The sequence below is a fragment of the Glycomyces halotolerans genome (genome assembly GCF_054779575.1).
This window is the reverse complement of record NZ_BAAGXZ010000004.1, coordinates 60,251-79,967: the sequence shown is the minus strand read 5'-3', so window position 1 is coordinate 79,967 and position 19,717 is coordinate 60,251. Positions and strand designations below refer to the sequence as shown.

18 protein-coding genes are annotated in these 19,717 nt (G+C 69.4%); 6 read left to right on the top strand and 12 right to left on the bottom strand.

All coding sequences use genetic code 11. The features are described 5' to 3' along the window. Positions 1-38 precede the first annotated feature (38 nt). On the bottom strand, positions 39-155 hold the full coding sequence (locus ACYVL2_RS05230) for a methionine/alanine import family NSS transporter small subunit (protein WP_460540895.1): 117 nt from the start codon (positions 153-155) through the stop codon (positions 39-41). Further along, a complete protein-coding gene (locus tag ACYVL2_RS05225) occupies positions 152-1,696 on the bottom strand; it encodes a sodium-dependent transporter (RefSeq protein WP_460540893.1) in 1,545 nt (514 codons plus the stop codon). Before ACYVL2_RS05225 ends, ACYVL2_RS05230 begins: the two co-directional genes overlap by 4 nt. A gap of 252 nt (positions 1,697-1,948) precedes the next feature. On the opposite strand from ACYVL2_RS05225, the gene ACYVL2_RS05220 reads away from it, so the two are divergent. Both ACYVL2_RS05220 and ACYVL2_RS05215 read left to right on the top strand, forming a co-directional pair. Next, positions 1,949-4,165, top strand: a complete 2,217-nt coding sequence (locus ACYVL2_RS05220; RefSeq protein ID WP_460540891.1) for a HelD family protein — start codon at positions 1,949-1,951, stop codon at positions 4,163-4,165. A gap of 43 nt (positions 4,166-4,208) precedes the next feature. Continuing rightward, complete coding sequence (locus ACYVL2_RS05215; RefSeq protein WP_460540889.1) at positions 4,209-6,011, top strand: Stk1 family PASTA domain-containing Ser/Thr kinase; 1,803 nt, start codon at positions 4,209-4,211, stop codon at positions 6,009-6,011. Between the two features lie 54 nt (positions 6,012-6,065). On the opposite strand, the gene pyrE is transcribed toward ACYVL2_RS05215, so the two are convergent. The 6 genes from pyrE to ACYVL2_RS05185 form a co-directional block, all read right to left on the bottom strand. Next, positions 6,066-6,602 (bottom strand): orotate phosphoribosyltransferase, encoded by a 537-nt coding sequence (pyrE, locus tag ACYVL2_RS05210; protein WP_460540887.1) that lies wholly within the window; start codon positions 6,600-6,602, stop codon positions 6,066-6,068. 25 nt (positions 6,603-6,627) lie between these two features. After that, positions 6,628-7,506, bottom strand: a complete 879-nt coding sequence (locus ACYVL2_RS05205; protein ID WP_460540885.1) for a phytanoyl-CoA dioxygenase family protein — start codon at positions 7,504-7,506, stop codon at positions 6,628-6,630. A 208-nt stretch (positions 7,507-7,714) separates the two neighbouring features. After that, complete coding sequence (locus ACYVL2_RS05200; RefSeq protein WP_460540883.1) at positions 7,715-9,334, bottom strand: serine/threonine protein kinase; 1,620 nt, start codon at positions 9,332-9,334, stop codon at positions 7,715-7,717. Positions 9,335-9,549: 215 nt separating this feature from the next. Continuing rightward, positions 9,550-10,005, bottom strand: coding sequence for a hypothetical protein (locus tag ACYVL2_RS05195; RefSeq protein ID WP_460540881.1), 456 nt, complete (start codon positions 10,003-10,005; stop codon positions 9,550-9,552). Between the two features lie 121 nt (positions 10,006-10,126). Beyond that, the gene (locus tag ACYVL2_RS05190) at positions 10,127-10,597 is read right to left on the bottom strand and encodes an RpiB/LacA/LacB family sugar-phosphate isomerase (RefSeq protein WP_460540879.1); all 471 of its coding nucleotides are present in this window, start codon (positions 10,595-10,597) and stop codon (positions 10,127-10,129) included. 11 nt (positions 10,598-10,608) lie between these two features. Continuing rightward, positions 10,609-11,814 carry a DUF1015 family protein gene (locus tag ACYVL2_RS05185; RefSeq protein ID WP_460540877.1) on the bottom strand — a complete coding sequence of 402 codons (1,206 nt, stop codon included), beginning with the start codon at positions 11,812-11,814 and terminating at the stop codon, positions 10,609-10,611. 101 nt (positions 11,815-11,915) lie between these two features. Here ACYVL2_RS05185 and pepN point away from each other — a divergent pair, with 101 nt between their 5' ends. Together pepN and ACYVL2_RS05175 are read left to right on the top strand one after the other, a co-directional pair. After that, a complete protein-coding gene (pepN, locus tag ACYVL2_RS05180; RefSeq protein WP_460540875.1) occupies positions 11,916-14,459 on the top strand; it encodes a M1 family aminopeptidase in 2,544 nt (847 codons plus the stop codon). Between the two features lie 116 nt (positions 14,460-14,575). Continuing rightward, positions 14,576-15,502: a hypothetical protein gene (locus ACYVL2_RS05175; RefSeq protein ID WP_460540873.1), complete on the top strand. Its 927-nt coding sequence runs from the start codon at positions 14,576-14,578 to the stop codon at positions 15,500-15,502. A gap of 67 nt (positions 15,503-15,569) precedes the next feature. On the opposite strand, the gene ACYVL2_RS05170 is transcribed toward ACYVL2_RS05175, so the two are convergent. From ACYVL2_RS05170 to ACYVL2_RS05160, 3 genes are all read right to left on the bottom strand, one after another. Next, positions 15,570-16,004, bottom strand: coding sequence for a DUF5130 family protein (locus ACYVL2_RS05170; RefSeq protein WP_460540871.1), 435 nt, complete (start codon positions 16,002-16,004; stop codon positions 15,570-15,572). Then, on the bottom strand, positions 15,991-16,278 hold the full coding sequence (gene ctaJ, locus ACYVL2_RS05165; RefSeq protein ID WP_460540869.1) for an aa3-type cytochrome oxidase subunit CtaJ: 288 nt from the start codon (positions 16,276-16,278) through the stop codon (positions 15,991-15,993). Before ctaJ ends, ACYVL2_RS05170 begins: the two co-directional genes overlap by 14 nt. A 215-nt stretch (positions 16,279-16,493) precedes the next feature. Next, on the bottom strand, positions 16,494-17,024 hold the full coding sequence (locus ACYVL2_RS05160; protein ID WP_460541218.1) for an HNH endonuclease: 531 nt from the start codon (positions 17,022-17,024) through the stop codon (positions 16,494-16,496). Positions 17,025-17,378: 354 nt separating this feature from the next. On the opposite strand from ACYVL2_RS05160, the gene ACYVL2_RS05155 reads away from it, so the two are divergent. After that, on the top strand, positions 17,379-18,305 hold the full coding sequence (locus ACYVL2_RS05155) for a mechanosensitive ion channel family protein (RefSeq protein ID WP_460540867.1): 927 nt from the start codon (positions 17,379-17,381) through the stop codon (positions 18,303-18,305). An 89-nt stretch (positions 18,306-18,394) separates the two neighbouring features. Then, positions 18,395-18,826 (top strand): globin, encoded by a 432-nt coding sequence (locus tag ACYVL2_RS05150; protein WP_460540865.1) that lies wholly within the window; start codon positions 18,395-18,397, stop codon positions 18,824-18,826. Positions 18,827-18,906: 80 nt separating this feature from the next. Here ACYVL2_RS05150 and ACYVL2_RS05145 read toward each other — a convergent pair whose 3' ends face one another. After that, positions 18,907-19,641: a hypothetical protein gene (locus tag ACYVL2_RS05145; RefSeq protein WP_460540863.1), complete on the bottom strand. Its 735-nt coding sequence runs from the start codon at positions 19,639-19,641 to the stop codon at positions 18,907-18,909. Positions 19,642-19,717: the final 76 nt, after the last annotated feature.

Sequence of the window (19,717 nt, the reverse complement as noted above, 5' to 3'; positions counted from 1 at the left end):
GCGAGGGGCCGAACCGCGGTTCGGCCCCTCGCTCGCGGTCATTCGTCGGAGTCGGGCTCCTCGGGGTGGGTCATCAGCGTGATCGCGGAGACGATCAGGCCTCCGAAGATGATGACGATCGCGATGATCATCATCGTGATGGCGGTGGCGCTCATCGGCTGTCCTCCTTTCCGCTGGTGAGGGTGGCTTCGCCTTCGACCTCGGCCTCGTCTACCAGTTCCGGCACGTCCTTGCGGCGCAGGATGAGGGCCAGGATGATGCCGAAGGCGAGGGCGCCTCCGGCGATCGACCAGCCGATGGTCTGGTTCTCCGAGTAGGTGGCCACGGCCTCGTCGCCGGTGATGACGTCGGTGATGTTCTGGACCAGCATGTAGCCGAGGATCAGCGGCGTGATGATGCCGAGGCAGACCAGCCAGATCGGTCCGATCTTGAAGATCGAGGTGGCGTTGGCGTTCTCGCGCAGGTCCTTCCACTTCCACAGCAGCCAGACCACGGCGACGATGCTGACCGGAGCGGCCACGGCGATGCCGAACTGGTTGATGAAGAAGTCGCCGACGTCGAGCAGCATGAGGCCGTTGACGGTCGGGAACAGCGCGAGCGAGGTCAACGCGAGCGCGCCGCCGACGAGGAGGGTGGACAGGCCGCGGCTGACGCCGAAGCGGTCCTCGACGGCGGCCACCGGGACCTGCACGATGCTGATCAGGGAGGAGAGGCCGGCGATGGTGAGGCTGGCGAAGAACAGCACGCCGAACAGTCCGGCCGCGTAGGGCAGGGTGTTCACGATCGCCGGGAAGGCGATGAAGGCGAGTCCGACGCCGGTGCTGACCTGTTCGTCGATCGGGGTGCCGCTCTGCAGGGCCATGTAGCCGAGGACGGAGAAGACGCCGATGCCGGCGAAGAGTTCGAACGAGGAGTTGGCGAGTCCGACGGTGAAGGCGGAGGTGGTGATGTCGGATTTGCGTTTGAGGTAGGAGGCGTAGGTGATCATGATGCCGAAGCCGATGGACAGGGAGAAGAAGATCTGTCCGTAGGCGGAGACCCACACCTGGGCGTTGCCGATCTGGTCCCACTGCGGGGTGAAGAAGGCGCCGAGGCCGTCCACGGCTCCGTCGAGCGTGAGGGCCTGGACCACGAGCACGCCGAACATGAGCACCAGCAGGGGGATGAAGATCTTGTTGGCGGTCTCGATGCCCTTGCGGACGCCGCCGGCGATGATGAACAGCGTCACGGCCCATACGGCGGCCAGGACGATGGTCAGGTCGGGGAGCCAGGTGCCGAAGTCGTCGATGGCGCCGGCCTGCAGGAAGTCCGCCAGGAGGAAGTTCTCGGTGTCCTCGCCCCAGGTCTGGCCGATCGCGAAGTAGGTGAACCATGCGGCCCAGCCGATGATGGCGGCGTAGTAGACGGCGATGATCACGGAGATCGCGACCTGCCACCAGCCGATGAACTCGGCGTTCTTGTTGAGACGGCGGAACGCCACCGGGGCGGAGCCCTTGAAGCGGCGGCCGAGGGTGAACTCCATGATGAGCAGCGGGATGCCCGCGGTCAACAGGGCTACCAGATAGGGTACGAGGAAGGCGCCGCCGCCGTTCTCGTAGGCGACGCCGGGGAAACGCCAGATGTTGCCGAGTCCGACCGCCGAACCGATGGCGGCCAGGATGAACCCGACTCTGGTCCCCCAATTCTCTCTGATCATTGTGCATCTCTCCAGTCACGCATTGTGAGGGCACTCACATTCACTTGTACGGTAGCGATCGCGTTCAGCCACAGTCAAGGCACTGTTGCCGGCGTGTTATGTCCGTTCCGCTCAGCCTAGAGACGGCCGGGGCCGAAGGGAGACGATCGGCCGGACAGGCGGGTATTCTTTGCTGTTGGCCGCTCGAGGCCGAACGAATCGCCGTGCATCGTACGCACGACCGACCAGCCGGAAATCCACCTGAGGAGTCTCGTGTCCGCTGCCATCACCCGTGCCCTGGCCGCTGAGCAGACGCGCCTCGACGACCTGTACGCGCGACTCGACCAGCTGCGCGACGAGGCCGCCGAGCGACTCGACCGGGCCCGGCGCGGGCGCGTGGAGAACGAGCACGAGCTGTCACAGCGCGACGCCGAGACCTACTTCCACCGCCGCCGCATCGCCAGGCTCGACGCCGTCGAAGAGGGCCTGTGCTTCGGACGCCTCGACTACATCGACGACGCCCGCCCCATGTACCTGGGCCGCATCGGCGTCCACGACGAAGGAGGCGAGCAGCTGCTGGTCGACTGGCGCTCGGAGGCGGGGCGGCGCTTCTATCTCGCCACGGCCGCGTCCCCGGCCGGCGTGCGCCGCCGCCGCCACCTCCACACGCGGGGCCGGCGGCTGGCCTCGTTCAACGACGAAGTCCTGGACCTGGACGCCGCCGACGGCTCCAGCTCCACCATCGGCTCCGAAGGCGCGCTCATGGCCGCCCTCGACGCCGCCCGCACCGGCCGCATGCGCGACATCGTCGCGACCATCCAGGCCGAGCAGGACCGCATCATCCGCGCCCCGCTCGAAGGGATCATGATCGTCGAGGGCGCGCCGGGCACCGGCAAGACCGCCGTGGCGCTCCACCGGGCGGCCTACCTGCTCTATGAGCACCGCGAGCAGCTCCAGCGCCGCGGCGTGCTCATCATCGGGCCCGGCAAGCAGTTCCTGCGCTACATCTCCGAGGTGCTTCCGGGCCTGGCCGAGACCGACGTGCTGCTGCGCACCCCCGCGCAACTGTTCCCCGGCATCGTCGCCGACCGGCCCGAGTCCGAGGCCGTCGCCGCGGTCAAGGGCCGCGCGGTCATGGCGGGCGTGCTCGCCAGCGCCGTGGCCGACCGGCAGGCGGTCCCCCGCGAGGCCCAGCCGGTCGACTACGAGGGGCACACGCTGTGGCTGCGTCCCGAGAAGATCACCGCCGCGCGCGACGCGGCGCGCGAGACCGGCCTGCCGCACAACGAGGCCCGCGAGACCTTCCACAAGCGCGTCATCGCGGACCTGGCGAACCAGTACGCCGACATCATCGGCGAGGACCCGCTGGGCGGGGAGAACCTGCTGGGTCTCGAGGACCGGGCGACGCTCGCCGCCGAGATCGCCACCGATCCGGTGATCCGAGGGCAGATCGAGCGGCTGTGGCCCGAGCTGACGCCTACTGAGCTGCTCGAAGACCTCTTCTCCTCCCCCGAGCGGCTGGCTTCGGCCGCCGCCGCTCTGAGCAAGGAGGAGCGCCGGATGCTGCTGCGCGAGCCGGGCGGCTGGAGCGAGGCGGACGTGGTGCTGCTGGACGAGGCCGCCGAGCATCTCGGCGAAGTGGAGGCGGCGCGGCCCGGCGGGGGCCTGTCGGCCGAGCAGATCGCCTACGCCGAGGACGTGCTGTCGATCGCCGCCGGTTCGGCGTCGTTCGACTTCGAGGACGAGGAGTCGGAGATCCTGCAGGCCACCGACGTGATCGACGCGGCGTCGCTGGGTGAGCGGCAGGTGGCCCGGGAGTTCGTCTCGGTCGCCGAGCGGGCCGCCGCCGACCGGCGCTGGATCTTCGGGCACGTGATCGTCGACGAGGCCCAGGAGCTGTCGCCGATGGCGTGGCGGGCGCTGCTGCGCCGCTGCGTGTCGCGGTCGTTCACCGTGGCCGGCGATTTGGCGCAGGCCGGGAACGCCGCCGCGCCGAAGCGCTGGGGCGAGGTGTTCGACGCCGCCGGCCTCTCCTGGCGGGCCGAGCAGCTGACGGTGTCGTATCGGACGCCGGCCGAGATCATGGCGATCGCGGCGCGGGTCCTGGACGCGATCGACCCTCGGGCCCCGCGGCCGGAGTCGGTGCGGGCCTCCGGGCACGAGCCGTGGCTCGAGGTGGCACAGGACCGGCTGCCGCATCGGGTGGCCGAACTGGCGGCCGAGGAGTCGCGGACGGTCGGGGAGGGCACCGTCGCGATCGTGACGACGCCGGAGCTGGCCGCGGAGATGGCCTGGATCGATACGGCGTCGGTGCTGACGGTCAAGCAGGCGAAGGGGCTCGAGTTCGACAGCGTGATCGTGGTCGACCCCGACGCGATCGCCGAGTCGAACCTGCGGAACCTCTACGTGGCGTTGACCCGCGCCACCAGGCGACTGGGCATTGTGGCCCCGGACAAACCGGCCTTCCCCGGCGCCGAGGTCCTCTTATAGTCGTTCCGACCTCCTAGACTGGGGGTGCGGAAGGGGGTGCGGGTTGACCACGACGACCGGGGACTTGACCGGTGCGCTCATCGAGGGGCGCTACCGGCTCCAGCGGATGATCGCCGCCGGCGGCATGGCGTCGGTGTACGAGGCGCACGACGGCCGGCTCGACAGGACCGTGGCGATCAAGATCATCACGGCCGGCGAGGCGGCGGGATTCGACCTGGCCGCGTTCGCCGACGAGGCGCGCACCATCGCCAGGCTCTCGCACCCGAACGTCGTCGCGGTCTTCGACCAGGGAGTCCATGAGGGACTCCCGTACGTGGTGATGGAGTACGTGCCGGGCACGACCCTGCGCGACCTGCTCAACCGGCGGCGGCGCCTGCGCATCGAGGAGGCGGTGGAGCTGTGCGGGCAGATCCTCGAAGGCCTCCAGGCCGCGCACGACGCCGGGCTGGTCCACCGCGACATCAAGCCCGAGAACATCCTGCTCAAGAACGGCGGTAAGGGCGACCGCGTCAAGGTCGTGGACTTCGGCCTGGCCGAGGCCGTCCACGGCGACCGCCGACGCCGCGGCCCGCTCCTGGCGACCGCGGCGTACGTGGCGCCGGAGCTCGTCGCCGGGAAGCAGGCGAGCCCGGCCAGCGACGTGTACTCGACGGCCATCCTGCTGTACGAGCTGCTGACCGGGGAAGTGCCGTTCGACGGGCCCGACCCGGGCGAGGTCGCGCAGCGCCACCTGACCGAGGACGTGCCCTCGCCGCGCCGGATCGCGCCCGACGTCTCCGAGGGCCTGGCCCAGCTGGTGACGACGGCCGCGAGCCGGGAGCCCTCGGCACGGCCGGTCGACGCCGGGGCGTTCGCGCGCAGGCTCCAGGCGGTCGACTCCCGTCCCGCGGTGATGGCGGCCGGCCAGGTGCCGCGGCCGACGCGGGCGGTGCAGACGACGATGGTCGTCCCTCCCGATCGGACCGGGCGCTCGTGGAAGGCGCTCATCACGCTCGTCGTGATCGTGGCGACGCTGGCGGCCGTGGCGCTGGCGGGCTGGTGGGTCGGCATCGGGCGCTACACGTCGGCTCCGTCGCTGCTGGACCAGACCCGCGAGACGGTGAGCGCCTATGCCGAGGAGCGGGGCTTCACCGTCGAGTTCACCGACGGGAAGCACAGCGAGACCGTCGCGAAGGACGCGGTGCTGGAGCAGGACCCGGGCGTGGGCGAGCGCATCCGCACCGGCGGCACGATCACGGTGACGCTGTCACTGGGCCCGGAGCGGTACGAGATCCCCGAGCTGGCCGGGAAGAGCGAGCAGGAGGCGCGCGAGGCGTTGGCGGCGTTCACCGACGAGATCCGGGTGGAGCGCGAGTACAGCACCGAGTACGGCGAGGACGAGGTGATCTCCACGTCGCCGGAGGCCGGGAGCGAGGTCAAGTCCGGGGCGGCGGTGACGCTGCTGGTCTCCGACGGTCCGCCGCCGCTGGACGTGCCGGACTTGGTGGGCATGGGCCTGGACGACGCCGAGGAGCGGCTTGAGGGCGAGGGCCTCGAGGTCGGCGAGATCAGCGAGCGCTACAGCGACACGATCCCCGAGGGGTCGGTCATCGAGCACATGCCGGGGCCGGGGGGTGCGGCGGCCGAAGGCGACGCGGTGGACCTCGTGGTCAGCGACGGCCCCGAGCCGATCAAGGTGCCGGACGTGGTCGGCATGGACGTCGACGAGGCCAGGGACCAGCTCGAAGCGCTCGGCTTCGAGGTCAAGGTCGCTCAGTTGTGGTTCACCGGCGCGGTCTTCAAGCAATCGAAGGATCCGGGCGAGGAGATACCGAAGGGATCGGAGATCTGGCTCTGGGCGCGATGAGCGTGAGAACGACGTCGGGCCGGGAGCGAAAGCTCCCGGCCCGACGTCGTCGCGTCAGTTCTCGCCGGCGGATTTGAGTTCGGTCATCGTGAACAGCGCCGTCAGTTCGACGTCGTTGTCGGCGAGGCTCTTGGGACCGCCGGCTTCGCGGTCGATCACGCAGACGGCCCGCTGGACCGTCGCGCCGCGGCGACGCAGTTCGGCCACGGCGTCGAGCACCGCGCCGCCGGAGGTGACCACGTCCTCGATGATGAGCAGGCTCCTGCCCTCGACGTCGCCGCCCTCGGCTAGGCGGCAGGTGCCGTAGGTCTTGGCCTGCTTGCGCACGAACAGCGCCGGAACGCCGGTCACCTGCGACAGCATGACCGCCAGCGGGATGCCGCCGGTCTCCAGTCCGGCGAGCGCGTCGACACCGTGGGCGGGCACGTGCGGCGCCATCGCCTCGGCGATGCGCCGCAGCATGACCGGGTCGGACTCGAACAGGTACTTGTCGAAGTACTCGTGGGCCACGACGCCCGACCGGAGAGTGAACTCACCGGTCAGGTGGGAGCGACGGTAGATGTCGCGAGCGAGCTCGGTGTCGTTCGTCATGGCCACAGCCTGCCACGACGCGAGGTCACGGCTTCAGCGGCGGGTAGTCCGGGTCGAGGAGGTCACGCTCGGCCAGCCATTCGTAGACCGGCGTCTCCTGCGGGTAGTGGCCCCATCCGTGGTCGCCGGTCGGCGCGAAGCCGCCGAGCAGCTGCTGCTGGACCGGGTCGAGGTCGTTCCACCAGGGCCGGTTCGGCAGGTCCTCGACCTCGTCGCGGGCGCGGATCCATCGGGGCGTGAACCCGAAGAAGGCGACCCGGCGGGTCAGGTCCGAGTAGTTGTCGGAGCGGGCGTGCCAGATGCGGCGGTCGAAGAACAGGACGTCGCCGGCCTCGCCGGTGACCTCGATGGCGCCGGGCGGGTCGGGCCACTCGATGTCGCGGCGCGGCGGGCCGTCGATGCGGTTCCATTTGTGGGAGCCGGGGACGATCTTGGTGTTGCCGCGTCCGGGCTCGGAGAGATCGGAGAAGAAGTAGGCGAGCTTGACCGAGAGCATCGGGCGCGGGTCGGTCTCGATCTCGCGATTCTGTCGGCCGCCGTCCTGGTGCCATTCGAAACGGAAGGGCCGCTCGCCTTCAATGGGCGGGTGGACGTCTACATGCGAGTGGTAGACGTGGAAGTTCCATCCGATCATCGACCATACGTAGTGGAAGGTGTTCGGGTGGTTCAGCAGCGCGGCGGTCTCGGGCACGGAGGTGACGGCACTGAGTTTGTGCATCGAGCCTTCGGGACTGAGCCGGCCCGCCGCCCGTTCCTGCTCGTAGACGCGGTCGAGCGCGGCCGAGTAGTAGGCTGTTTCGTCGGCGTCAAGGGCTCCGCGGATCATCAGGTAGCCGTCGCGGTCGAACGCTTCGCGCTGTTCGCGGGTGAGGGCGGCGGCACCGACGCTTGCCAATGCGGTCATGACAATGCCTTTCCGGTGGTTTTTTCGGGCTTCGGTTCTCCTCACACAGACGCGATCAAGTCCCCGGGAGGTTGCCTCCGGGTGAAGACTTTTTCGGAGATTGCTCGTGACAACTCCGTCATTACCGGAGCGGCGATTTGTGAGCGCCGCAATGCATCCGTATTGCGAACATTACTCAGGTAAGAGTCGTATGCCCGCGTTGAGCATCCTATCCGAAAAGGCCGGTGAACCACTCGAACGGCGCGAACTCGAAATCGAGCCAGTCCCACTTCAGATGCTGGAGGTAGCTGATGCCGACCAGGAAGAGGAACACACCGGTCATCAGATGAGCGAGCCGCGCGGTTCGCCGCTTGGCGCCGAGCATGCGGCCCCAGAACAGGCCTCCGGCGACGCGGATGAGGAAGAACAGGCCGACCGCGACCGCCAAGACCATCACGTAGCCGACGACCTGTGACTGCAGCCGCTCCATGCCTTCTTGGACGGTCCAGAGCAGCCACATGATCAGCGAGAACAGACCGCCGATCACCGACAACTCGAAGCCTTTGGACATGCTTCCGGGCGGGCCGAGCAGCGGCGCCTGGGGCTCGTCCGGCTCGCGATCGGCGCGGCGGTCGTCTTCGGGCGGCTCACCGGCCAGACGCAGGCGAGGGAGGTCGCCCGCGCGCCCGGCCTGGAACTCGTTCTGATCCGGCACCCGGACACGACCGGCGATCGGCCGCTCCGGAGGCGAGACGGCGGTCCGGTCCGGCTGCACATGGCCCGATTCCATGACCTTCGTTCCGGGGGGTTCGGCACCGGCCACCAGCAGCGGAGGCCGCGAGTCGGGCGGTGAGGAGATCGGGCCGCCGAGCACGCGAGTGGCGGCGGCCGCGTCGCCGCGATCGTTCCCCTGGTCCCAGTCGACGCCGAGATCCGGCACGTTCGAGCGGCTCACCACCGTGGCCAGCTCGGTGATCCACCGGGAGAGCTCGTCGGTCCGGGGCCGGTTCTCCGGGTTGTCGTCGAGCGGAGCGGTCAGGAGCTCCCGCAGGCGCTGATTCGACTCCAGGACCGGATGCCGGCGCAGCCGGGCCCAGGGCACCGAGTTGGTGTGGCCGGGCGAATCGGTGCGGGCACTGGCCCCGGTGACCAGGAAGAACGCGATGGAGCCGAAGCCGTGGACGTCGTAGGCGGGGCCGACGCGTCCATCGTGGGCCTCCGGCCCGGCGGTCTCGCGGGTGTAGGCGATCGTCGTCAAGTGGGCCGGGGTGTGGTAGCGCGCGCCGGTGAAGTCGATGACCTTGGCCGAGCCGTCCGGGCCGATGATGACGTTGGCGGGCTTGAGGTCCATGTGCAGGACCGGGTGCGCCCCGTGCGGCGGGCGGTGCATCGCGAGCATGACGTTGACGACCGCCTGCAGGGTGCGCGCGGCGTCGACGCGGGCGATGCGCTGAGCCAGGAGTCTGCGCAGGTCGTGGCCGGGCAGGTACTCGAGGACCTGGTACGGGACCGGCTCGCCGGTCGGCTCCTGGCCGGGGTGGTGCGGCATGCGCCCGTAGAAGGCGTCGATGCGGCGGCAGATCGACCCGACGTTGCGGCTGTGGAGGTCCATCAGGACCGCGTCGCCCTTGTCCCAGGAGCGGTACTGCTGCTCGCGCGGCTCGTCGGGATTGAGCCGGAAGACCTTCACCGTCAGCGGCGTGGAGGAGATGCCCGCCGAGACGCGCACGGCCTGGAACACGTCGGCCTGTCCGCCGGAACCCAGCATCCCGGTGAGCCGGTAGCTCTGCTCGGCGCCCGGAAGCGGGTCGGCGGGGCCGCAGACGAGGTCAACGGTGGCGTTCGTCATCAGGCGCGGTTCCTTCACGAGTGGACGGGTGTCGGACAAGCCTAACGCCTGGTCCCCACCGGACGGGGTCCGCGCATGCGGGCCTGTTCTCACGGTCTCATCGAGCAACCGGATCGCCGACGGCGTTGCAGCGCAAGAGACTTGGTGGCGTAGGCCCCGCAGCTCCCCTGGTGGTCGGTTATCGATCCGGAACCGTCTCTTGACGAGTCCGTGCCTCAGCGGTTGCCCCAAGGGGTCTCGCCTTGCGGCGGAGAGGCCGGTGCCATGCCGCCGGCCTGCGGCGGCGCACCGCCGAAGCCGCCGGACTGCTGACCGTAGGAGCTGGCAGGCGGCGCCGGGGCCTGGTTGCCGCTCATCGGATCGAAGCCGACGCCCGCTTGGCGGGGCGGCTGCGGAGCGGCGGAGGGCTGCTCGGCGACCCGGTCGTAGCTGCCGGTGGACGAAGGCGCCGCAGCGGCCGGACCGCCGCCCGGCTGCGACCACAGCGTCGGCGACAGCGCGACGCTGAGCACGCCGAACCCGATGATCCAGGTGCCGACGAACTGCTCTTCATAGGCGGTTCCGCCGAAGTCGGCATAGGTCATCAGGAAGGAGAACACCGTGAACAGCAGCGCTGCGGCGAGGCTGAGCAGCTGCAGAATGCGAAGAAATACGCGAAGGCCTGTAGACATGTATCGACGCTAGCAACACGTGTCCAATAACTCCAGATTCGCCGAGTCGAATTCCCGCGCCGTTCACCGTCGGCGAAGGCTCGGACACGCTGACCGGCGCCTTCACCGACGGTCCCGCCGGCTACCGCGGCAGATCGGGCAGTTCGCGGCTCCGCTCGTAGTCGGCGAGCTGGTCGATCCGCCGCTGGTGCCGTTCGGCCCGCGAGAACGGCTCGGCGATGAACGCCTCGGCGAAGGACGTGGCCTCCTCGAGGCCGTGCATCCGGCCGCCGATCGCCAGCACGTTCGCGTCGTTGTGCTGACGCGCGAGCCGGGCGGTCTCGAGGCTCCAGGCCAGCGCCGAACGGCAGCCGGGGACCTTGTTGGCGGCGATCTGCTCGCCGTTGCCGGAGCCGCCGACCACGATCCCGAGGCTGCCGGGGTCGCCGACGACCCTGGCGGCGGTGTGGAAGCAGTACGGCGGGTAGTCGTCTTCGGCGTCGAAGGCGAACGGTCCCACGTCGACCACGTCGTGACCGCTGCCGCTCAGATGCTTCACCAGGTGGTCTTTGAGTTCGAGACCGGCGTGGTCCGAACCGAGATAGATGCGCACGACCGCTTACCTTATCCCTTCGGCAGTTCTGCGATGGTCAGACCGGCGCGCGCCTTCGGCACGAACCAGGTGGACTTGCGCGGCATCTTCAGCCGCTGGAGGTTCACGTCGATGAAGTCCTCGACGGTGACCGGCGCGATGAGGATCGCCGCGTCGGCCTTGCCGGAGTCGACCTGGTCGGCCAGCCACGAGGCCGGGTAGTCGCCGCCGACGTAGGTGATGCGCTTGTCGCCGGCGTCCCAGCCGAGCAGGCCGCCGAAGACCTCCTGCTCCACCCGCGTGTGGTCGAGCTTGTCGACCACGGAGCCTTCGACGTCTCCGAAGGCGACCTCCCAGGTGCGTCCCGAGCCGTAGACGACGACGGTGCCGCCTTCGGCCGGAGTCTCGGGCGGACCGTCGACCTCGGTGACCGTCGCGCCGATCTGGCCGATCTGCTCCACCAGTTGCGAAGCCGAGCCCGGCAGGCCGGCGACCAGCCGGTGGTACGGCCGGATCGTCACCGACTGCGGCGTGGTCACGACCGCCAGGAACCGGTCGAGCTCGCCGACCTGCGCGGCCAGCGAGCGGTGGTTGCCGTCGGCGACGATGAGGTCGCCGTCTCCGGCCAGCGCCGCCAGCGCTGACCCCGCTTCGCCGCCGATGGCCCAGATCTCGTGGTTCCGGCCGGCCTCGTCGCGGTCGGAGGCGACCGGGTCGCCGGCGGACTCGATGGCCCCGGCGATGGCCGCGTGCAGCTCCTCGCCGCGGGTGGACTGCAGGAGCAGCACCGGGCTGAGCAGGTGCCGCAGCCGCTGGTTGAGCTCGTTGCGCTGCCGGACCTTCTCGATGAAGACGTCCTCATTGCGGATGACCCTGCCGGGTTCGTCGGCGGCCGAGGAGATCTCGGCGGTGTCCACCATGCAGAACACGCCGTAGGCGGTCGGTTCCTCTCCCCCGCTGATGCGGTAGGCCACGGCGACGTCGCCGAAGGAGGCGAAGCGTCCGGCCTCCTTGAGGGCGGCGAGCCGCTCGGCGGCGGCCGGGAGGGCCGCTTCGAAGCCGAGCCCGGCCTTCACCGCCTCGGGCGTGTGCGCGGGCATCTCGACGCCCAGTGCGCTCGCGGGATTCGCTTCGATGATCCGCGTGATCTCAGTCTCGTCGGGGAACTCGTCGTAGTTCTTCGCGCCGGTCTGCCCCGTGGACAACCAGGCCTGTTCTATCGGGTGTGCTGCACTCACGACGACAGCGTAATCATGCGAAATGCCCAGGCCGCAGCCGCCGAGTGAACTCCCGGGATATGACACACTCTTGACCATCGACCAATGAGACTGGAGGCATTGTGGCGGCAACGCACATTCTCACGCGAGACGAGGCACGGCGGCGCGCCGAGCTGCTCACCGTCGACTCCTACACCGTGGAGCTCGACCTCACCGGCCACACCGAAGGCGACACCTTCACCTCCCGTACTTCGGTGAAGTTCGACTGCGCCGAACCGGGCGCGGAGACCTTCATCGAGATCGCCGCCGAGCGCGTCGAGGACGCCCGGCTCAACGGCGAACCGGTCGACCTCACGGGCTTCGACCCCAAGGCCGGCCTCAGGATCGCGGGCCTGGAAGCCGAGAACACGCTGGTGGTCGACGCGGTGTGCGCGTACTCGACCGACGGGCAGGGCCTGCACCGCATGACCGACCCGGTCGACAAGGAGACCTACCTGTACTCGCAGTTCGAGGTGGCCGACGCCCAGCGCGTGTACGCCTGCTTCGACCAGCCGGACCTCAAAGCGGCGTTCACGTTCGCGGTGCGCACGCCCGAGCACTGGAAGGTCATCTCGAACATGCCGGCGGCCAGTGAGACCGTGGCGTCCGAGGCTGGGGCGAAGACGACGCTGTTCGCGACCTCGCCGCGCATGAGCCCGTACGTCACCGCGATCTGCGCCGGCCCGTACCACGGGGTCCACGAGACCCATGACGGGATCGACCTGGGCCTGTACTGCCGCCAGTCGATGAAGGAGCACCTGGACCCCGAGGGCGTCTTCGAGATCACCCGGCAGGGCTTCGACCACTTCCACTCCAAGTTCGGGGTGCGGTACCCGCTGCCGAAGTACGACCAGATCTTCGCGCCCGAGTACAACTTCGGCGCCATGGAGAACTTCGGCTGCATCACCATCGCCGAGGCCTCGTTCCTGTTCCGCAGCCAGGTCACCGACTTCGAGCTGGAGCAGCGCGCCAACGTGATCCTCCACGAGATGGCGCACATGTGGTTCGGCGACCTGGTCACCATGCGGTGGTGGGACGACCTGTGGCTCAACGAGTCCTTCGCCGAGTGGGCCAGCCACTGGGCCAACGTCGAGGCCACCCGGTTCAACGGCGCCTGGACGACGTTCCTGTCGGCCCGCAAGAACTGGGGCTACGGCCAGGACCAGCAGCCGACCACGCACCCGGTCTACGCCGACATGCCCGACACCGAGTCGGTGCAGGCGAACTTCGACGGCATCACCTACGCCAAGGGCGCCTCGATCCTCAAGCAGCTGGTCGCCTACGTCGGCATCGACCCGTTCCTGCGGGGCCTGCGCGCCTACTTCGAGAAGCACAAGTGGGGCAACGCGGTCTTCTCCGACCTGCTCAGCGAACTGGAGTCGGCCTGCGGCAAGCCGCTGGAGGACTTCGCCGACACGTGGCTTCGCACCGCCGGCGTCTCGACGCTGCGGCCCGAGATCGAGGTCGACGGCGACGGGAACTACCGCCGCGCGGCGGTGCTGCAGGAGGTCTCGGCCGAGCACCCGACGACCCGCACTCACCGGATCGCGATCGGCCTGTACGACCTCGAGGGCGACCGCCTGGTGCGGCGCGACCGCGTCGAGGTCGACGTGGCCGGCGAGTCGACCGAGGTCGAGGCGCTCGCGGGAGTCCGCCAGCCGGACCTGCTGCTGCTCAACGACGACGACCTGACTTACGCGAAGCTGCGCCTCGACGAGCGGTCGCTGGCGACCGCGATCGAGCACACCTCGGCGCTGGACGACTCGCTGCCGCGCGCGCTGATCTGGTCGGCGGCCTGGGACATGCTGCGCGACGCCGAACTGCCGGCGCGGCGGTTCGTCGCGCTCGGCGCCGCCAGCCTGACCTCGGAGACCGACATCAATATCGTGACCGTCGCGCAGCGGCAGGTCGCCGCTTCGCTGGCGTACGCCGATCCGGCCGCGCGGGCCGAGCTGCGCGAGCAGTGGGCGCAGTCGGCGAAGGCCGCGATGGAGGCCGCCGAGCCCGGAAGCGACCCGCAGCGGTCGTGGGCCAAGGCGTACGCCTCGGCTTCGCGTTCGGAGGCCGACCTGGCGCGCGTCCAAGGCTGGCTCGACGGCCGCGACGTGCCGGAGGGTCTGGCGGTCGACGCGGACCTGCGCTGGTCGCTGCTGACCGGCCTGGTCGCCGTGGGCGCGGCCGGCGAGGAGGCGATCGACCGCGAACTCGACCGCGACGACACCGCCGACGGCAAGCGCCTGTCGTTCATCGCCCGCGCGGCGGTGCCGACCGAGGCGGCCAAGGAGCGGGCCTGGGAGCGGATCGTCGACCCCAGCACCGAGAACTACATCCGCCGCTCGTCGATGATGGGCTTCGCTCCGCTCGACCAGGCGGACCTGGTGCGCCCGTATCTGGAGCCGTACCTGGAGGCGGTCCCGGTGCTGTGGGAGAAGCTCGGCGCGCAGCAGGCCGTGGAGTTCTCCAAGCTGGCGTTCCCGTCGAACCTGATCGAGCCCGAGACGCTCGAAGTGATCGACCGCTGGCTCGCCGAGGAGCGTCCGGCTCAGGTCGAGCGCGGCGTGGCCGAGGGCCGGGCCGACCTGGAGCGGGCGCTGAAGGGCCGGGAGCTCGACAAGCGGTCCGCGTGACCGGACGACATCGCTGCTCGTGGCTTCGGGACGCCCGTCCCGGAGCCACGAGCGCTGTTCAGGCCGTTGATAGGCTCAGGTCGATCAACCCCTGACCCCAGAAGGAGAAAGCGGTCTTGTCTGCTCTCTTGCCGGTGACCGTCGTGAGCGCCACGTTGGTGGCGCTGTTCGGGATCGTCCTGCCGCTGCTGCTGCTCGGTCCCGTGATGGCCTCGCGGACCCGACCGCAACCGCAGCAGCTGCTGTTCGCGGTCCTGCTGCTCATCCCGTCCGTCGCGATCGGGTCGGTGTTCCTGTCGTGGTGGGCGATCTCGTGGCTGGAATCGGCCGGCGCCCCCGTGCCGACGCTGGTCGGCATCGCCCTGGTGGTGGCCGCGACGGTCGGCCTCATGGCGCCGCTGCGGCTGCCGGGCCGGAGCGGTCCGTTCTGGCTCAAGCCGCTCTTGGGGCTCGCCGCCGGGATCCTGGTCCCGGTCGCGATCATGGAGAGCATCGTCGTGGGCCTGCACGAGGCGGCGGCCGCCGCGGTCGGCGTGGTCGTCCTCGGGGTGCTGGTGGCGGTGTTCCGCCTGGCAGGCCGACCCTTGGCCGAGCGTCGCCAGGTCAAGCTGATCCGGGCCTCGGTCGAGCGTTTCGGCGGGCAGCTGGTCGACGTCACCGACGAGTCGTGGCGCCTGGTGGGCGCCAAAGGCGACGCGGACCGGATCCTGCTGCAGTACACCGGCGAGGTCGACGGCAGAGAGCTGGGGGCGGCGCTGCTGCTGCGTCGGGACATGGACTGGGTGCCGGTCGCCAAGGAGAACGAGGCGGCGGTGTTCGAGCTGGCGCGGGGCCTGGGCGGGCAACCGACCGAGGCGGTGCTGGAGCAGCGGCACCTCGGGAGCCCGGCGACGCTGACACTGCGCATCCCGGGAACGACGGTGCTGTCGATCCGGGAGACCGTGGCCGACTCGCTGTCGTGGGTCGAGTTCGTCGGCAAACTGGAGCTGACCGACGCCGACGGGCTGCTGAAGCGGCAGTTTCCGAGCGCCGAGACGCAGTGACGGATACGGCGAAGCGCCGACCGGGTCGCTGGGACCCGGCCGGCGCCGAAGTGTTCTGGCGGAGTGTCTAGGCGTTCTGCGCCGTCTCGGCCAGCATCCGCAGGCCGGTGATGATGCCGCCGGACAGCTGTCCGGCTCCGAAGGCGGCCTCCATCGAGAAGGCCGCCAGGGCCGCGGAGCGGTCCGGGATCTTCTCCTGGGCGAGCTTGCCGGTCACGATCTCCATTTGGCGCTGCTCGGGCGACACCGCGATGAGGACTGATTTGTCGGGCTCTTTGAGGCGGTTGTGGAGGGCCTCGGCGGCTCCGCGCACGGGATCGTGGAGCGGACCGACGTAGACGCTGTAGTGCAGGCCGCCGCCTTCGCTCTCGGCCGCGGTGAGGGCCTCGTCGATGTGCAGCAGTTCCTTGACGTCGAACGGGCCGTCGAGCACGTCGGGCCGGATCTCCTCGGGGCTCCGCTCGGTCAGAGCGTGGCGAGCCACCTCGTTACCACTGGCCATGTGCGCCTCCCTTCGGTCCGCCGACGAGCTCCTCGTCGCCGCTGCTCAAGGACGATCCGGCGCCGGATTCGATCTCCGCGACCGTCTCGGTCCGACCGTTGGCGTCGACCGCGCCGTCGCGGGCCACGAACCAGACCGGTTTGAAGTCGTAGGGCTGGCCGGGGCGGTAGCGCGACTGCGGCCGCGGGTGCCGCAGGAAGATCACGGTGAAGACCGCGACCACAACCAGGATAGGGGCGCCGAACAGAATCAGCAGCTCCTGGAAGACCGTCATGTTGCTCCCCTAGTTCAGTGCAGGGTGACCTCGGCCCACAGACTAATCGAATTACGCCTCTGGCGTTCCCACAGGTGGCAACCGGGTGCGCCCGGTCGCACTCGCGCACGGCGGCGTCGTGCGGCGGGCCGGGATCTGCCAGGAACGACCGGAGCCCGCCGATCGCGCTTCTCCGGCGCAGGTCGGCGGGCTCCTCCGATGTCTTGTGGAGAGGGTCAGCGCACTCGCGCTCGTTCGCGCTCGTGGTGGTGGCGTTTGGGCAGCCAGGCCTCCCAGGCGGGATCCGGGCGTCGCTGGCCGCGGAAGCCGCGCAGCTGCCATCCCGAGGGGGGCCTGGGGGCGCGAGGCAGCCGCCAGCCGAGCTCGCTGAGCGTGCGGTCGCTCTTGCGGTGGTTGCAGGGGGCGCAGGCCGCCACGACGTTGTCCCACGTGTGGGTCCCGCCTCGGGAGCGCGGGACGACGTGGTCGATCGTCTCGGCCGAGGAGCCGCAGTACACGCAGCGCCAGTCGTCGCGGACGAACACGCCGCGACGGGACGGGCTCGTGCCGACCTGGCGCGGGATGGCGACGTACCGGTTGAGGCGGACGACCGCCGGGACGGGGATGTTCATCGTCTCACTGCGAAGAAAACCGTCACCGACGGTGACGGTCTCGGCCTTGCGGGTCAGCAGTAGTACGGCGGCCCGCTTCACCGGCACCACGCACAGCGGCTCGTAGCTCTGGTTCAGGACGAGGGCGGAGCCCAGGGCGGCGGGGTGGGTGAAGAGATTGGCATGCGCACTTGGGGAAGGGTCATCGCTGTCCAGCGTGCTCCTATGTCGAGGACCTATCACGGTGTCAAACCTCCAAGCCATCGGTCTCGTCAAGTTTGACCTAAATCTCAAGAAATTGCACCCCGGTTGCATGGGATCTTCGGCGAGGGGTGAATATCGTCTGGTCGAACGGCAATTGACGACCGGCTCCGGCGGCCTTAACGGTGTTGTCGGCAGCGCGGTGGACAGCCGGCACCCGAGCGCCGAAGGAAGAACGTGGAACTGCTTGCCGCTACCGGAGAGTCCCCGTGCGAAACGGGGTTCAACGCCTGTTCACTGCTGTGGAATGTGACCGACAGCACCGACTTCGCCGTCGACGGCGGCGCGTTCCTGGACCGGATCTTCAAGATCCTGCTCATCCTCCTGGTGGCCTTGGTCGTCCGCTGGCTGGTCAACCGCTTCATCGCGCGGGTCATCAAGGAGGTCACCAACGCCAAGCGACCCCAGTCGATCGCCGAGTTGAACGGGCTGCTGGGCTCGGGCAGGAGCCGCCGCGAGGAGATCGTGGGCGACCGCAGCAAGGCCCGCGCCGAGACGCTGACCAGTGTTCTGCAGCACATCAACGGCGTCGCCGTCATGACGATCGCCTTCATGCTGATCCTCGGCACGTTCGACATCGACCTCGCGCCGATCCTCGCCAGCGCCGGTATCGCGGGCATCGCGATCGGTTTCGGCGCCCAGGCGCTGGTGCAGGACTACCTGGCCGGGATCTTCATCCTCCTCGAGGACCAGTACGGCGTGGGCGACTTCGTCGACGTCGGCGAGGCGTCGGGGACGATCGTCGACATGGGCCTGCGGGTGACCACGCTCAGGGCGCTCGACGGGACGCTGTGGTACGTGCGCAACGGCCAGATCATGAGGGTCGGGAACTCGAGCCAGAGCTGGGCTTACGTCGTGCTGGACACCCCGCTGCCGCCGACGGTCGACGTGGACCGTGCGGCCGAGGAGATCATGGAGGCCGTCCGGGCGTTCGCCGAGGACGAGGAATGGCGCGAGCACGTCCTGAGCGAGCCGGAGTACCTCGGCGTCGCCACGATGACGATCGACGAGCTCACCATCAGGACCGGCCTGCGGACCGTCAGCGATCAGCAGTGGGCGGCCGGCAGGGAACTGCGTCGGAGGATCAGCGACAAACTGCGTGACAGCGGCATCGCCGACGACATGCGGTCGAGCCGGGTCTACGTGCCGCGCAGCTCGGTCGGGCAGACCCAGTGAGTTCGACGCAAAGGTGATCTGCGGCGCAGTCGGTGTGACGCGTTGCGGATCGGCTTCCAATGGGATGCTCCGGTTGGCACGATGGAGGTATGTCGACCTCCAACAGCCCGCGCAGCGTCGTGTCGCTCACTCCGACCGGCCAGCCCGCGCCCACCCAGTCCTTCTATGAGGCGGTGGGCGGCGCCGAGACGTTCCAGCGGCTGACCCAGGCATTCTACGAGCAGGTCGCCGACGACGAGATTCTCCGCCCGCTCTACCCCGAAGAGGACCTCGCTCCGGCGGCCCGCCGCCTCCAGCTGTTCCTGGAGCAGTACTGGGGCGGTCCGCACACCTACTCCGAGGAGCGCGGCCATCCGCGCCTGCGGATGCGCCATGCCCCGTTCGTCATCGGCGAGCGCGAACGCGACGCCTGGCTCGACTGCATGCGAACGGCCATGGACGCCGTCGCTCTGCCCGCCGAGTACGACACGGTCATGTGGGAGTACATGGAGCGGGCGGCGGACTTCATGCGGAACGCATGAAGCATGAGCGCAGTATGCGGATGAAGCATCGGTTCGTCATGCGGAACGCGTGAAGCATGCGTCCCGCATGACGGGGGCGGTCAGTTGGTGCACTGCCGTTCGGTCTGCTCGTAGAGCTCGTTGTCGTCCAGCTGCCACTCGATGTACTCGTCGGTGAACAGGTCCTCGAGGTTCTCGGAGTTGTAGTCGATCTCGCCCTCGTACTCGTGATCGAGCCACTCTTCGAAGGCCGCCTTGCATTCGTCGAACTCCTCCGAGACCGCCTGGAGGTCCTCCAGGCTGCTGCTGAGTCCGGCGTTGTGCTCTTCGAGCTCCGCCTCCGAGGCCTCGAGCTCCTCGATGAGCTCGGCCTGCTCGTCGGCTTCGCTGGACTTCTGCGCGAACAGCATGCCGAGCACCACCGCGGTCAGACCCAGGACGCCGGCGAGGATCGACAGCGTGATGACGGCGCCCTTGCCGGGCTTTCGGACCGGCATCGGCGCCATCGGCGGGGCTGGAGCGAACTGCTGAGTGTGAGGCGCCGACGGCGGCATCGGCTGCTGCGGCGGGACTGAGACGGTCTCCATGGGAGCCGGCGGCGTCATGGCGGCGCCGGGCGCTTGTGCCTGAGCGGGCGCGGGAGCCTGCGGAGAGGCCTCCTGCGGGACCTCGGGCCGGGGAGCGGCGGCCTGCGGGGCCTCCTGTGGCTCCGGGGAGGCGGTCTCGGCGTCGACGGCCGGCCGCGGCGGCGGTTCCGGAGCGCCGGTGGGCTGTACCGGGATCGGCGGGACGGGGTTCTGATCGGGCTGCTGGTCTTCCGGGGGGATGGAAGTCATTCCTGGCTCCGGGGTTCATCTGGTTCAATTGGGCCCCCAGATGATACCGGCGAGCGAGACTCCGCGCGGTCCGATT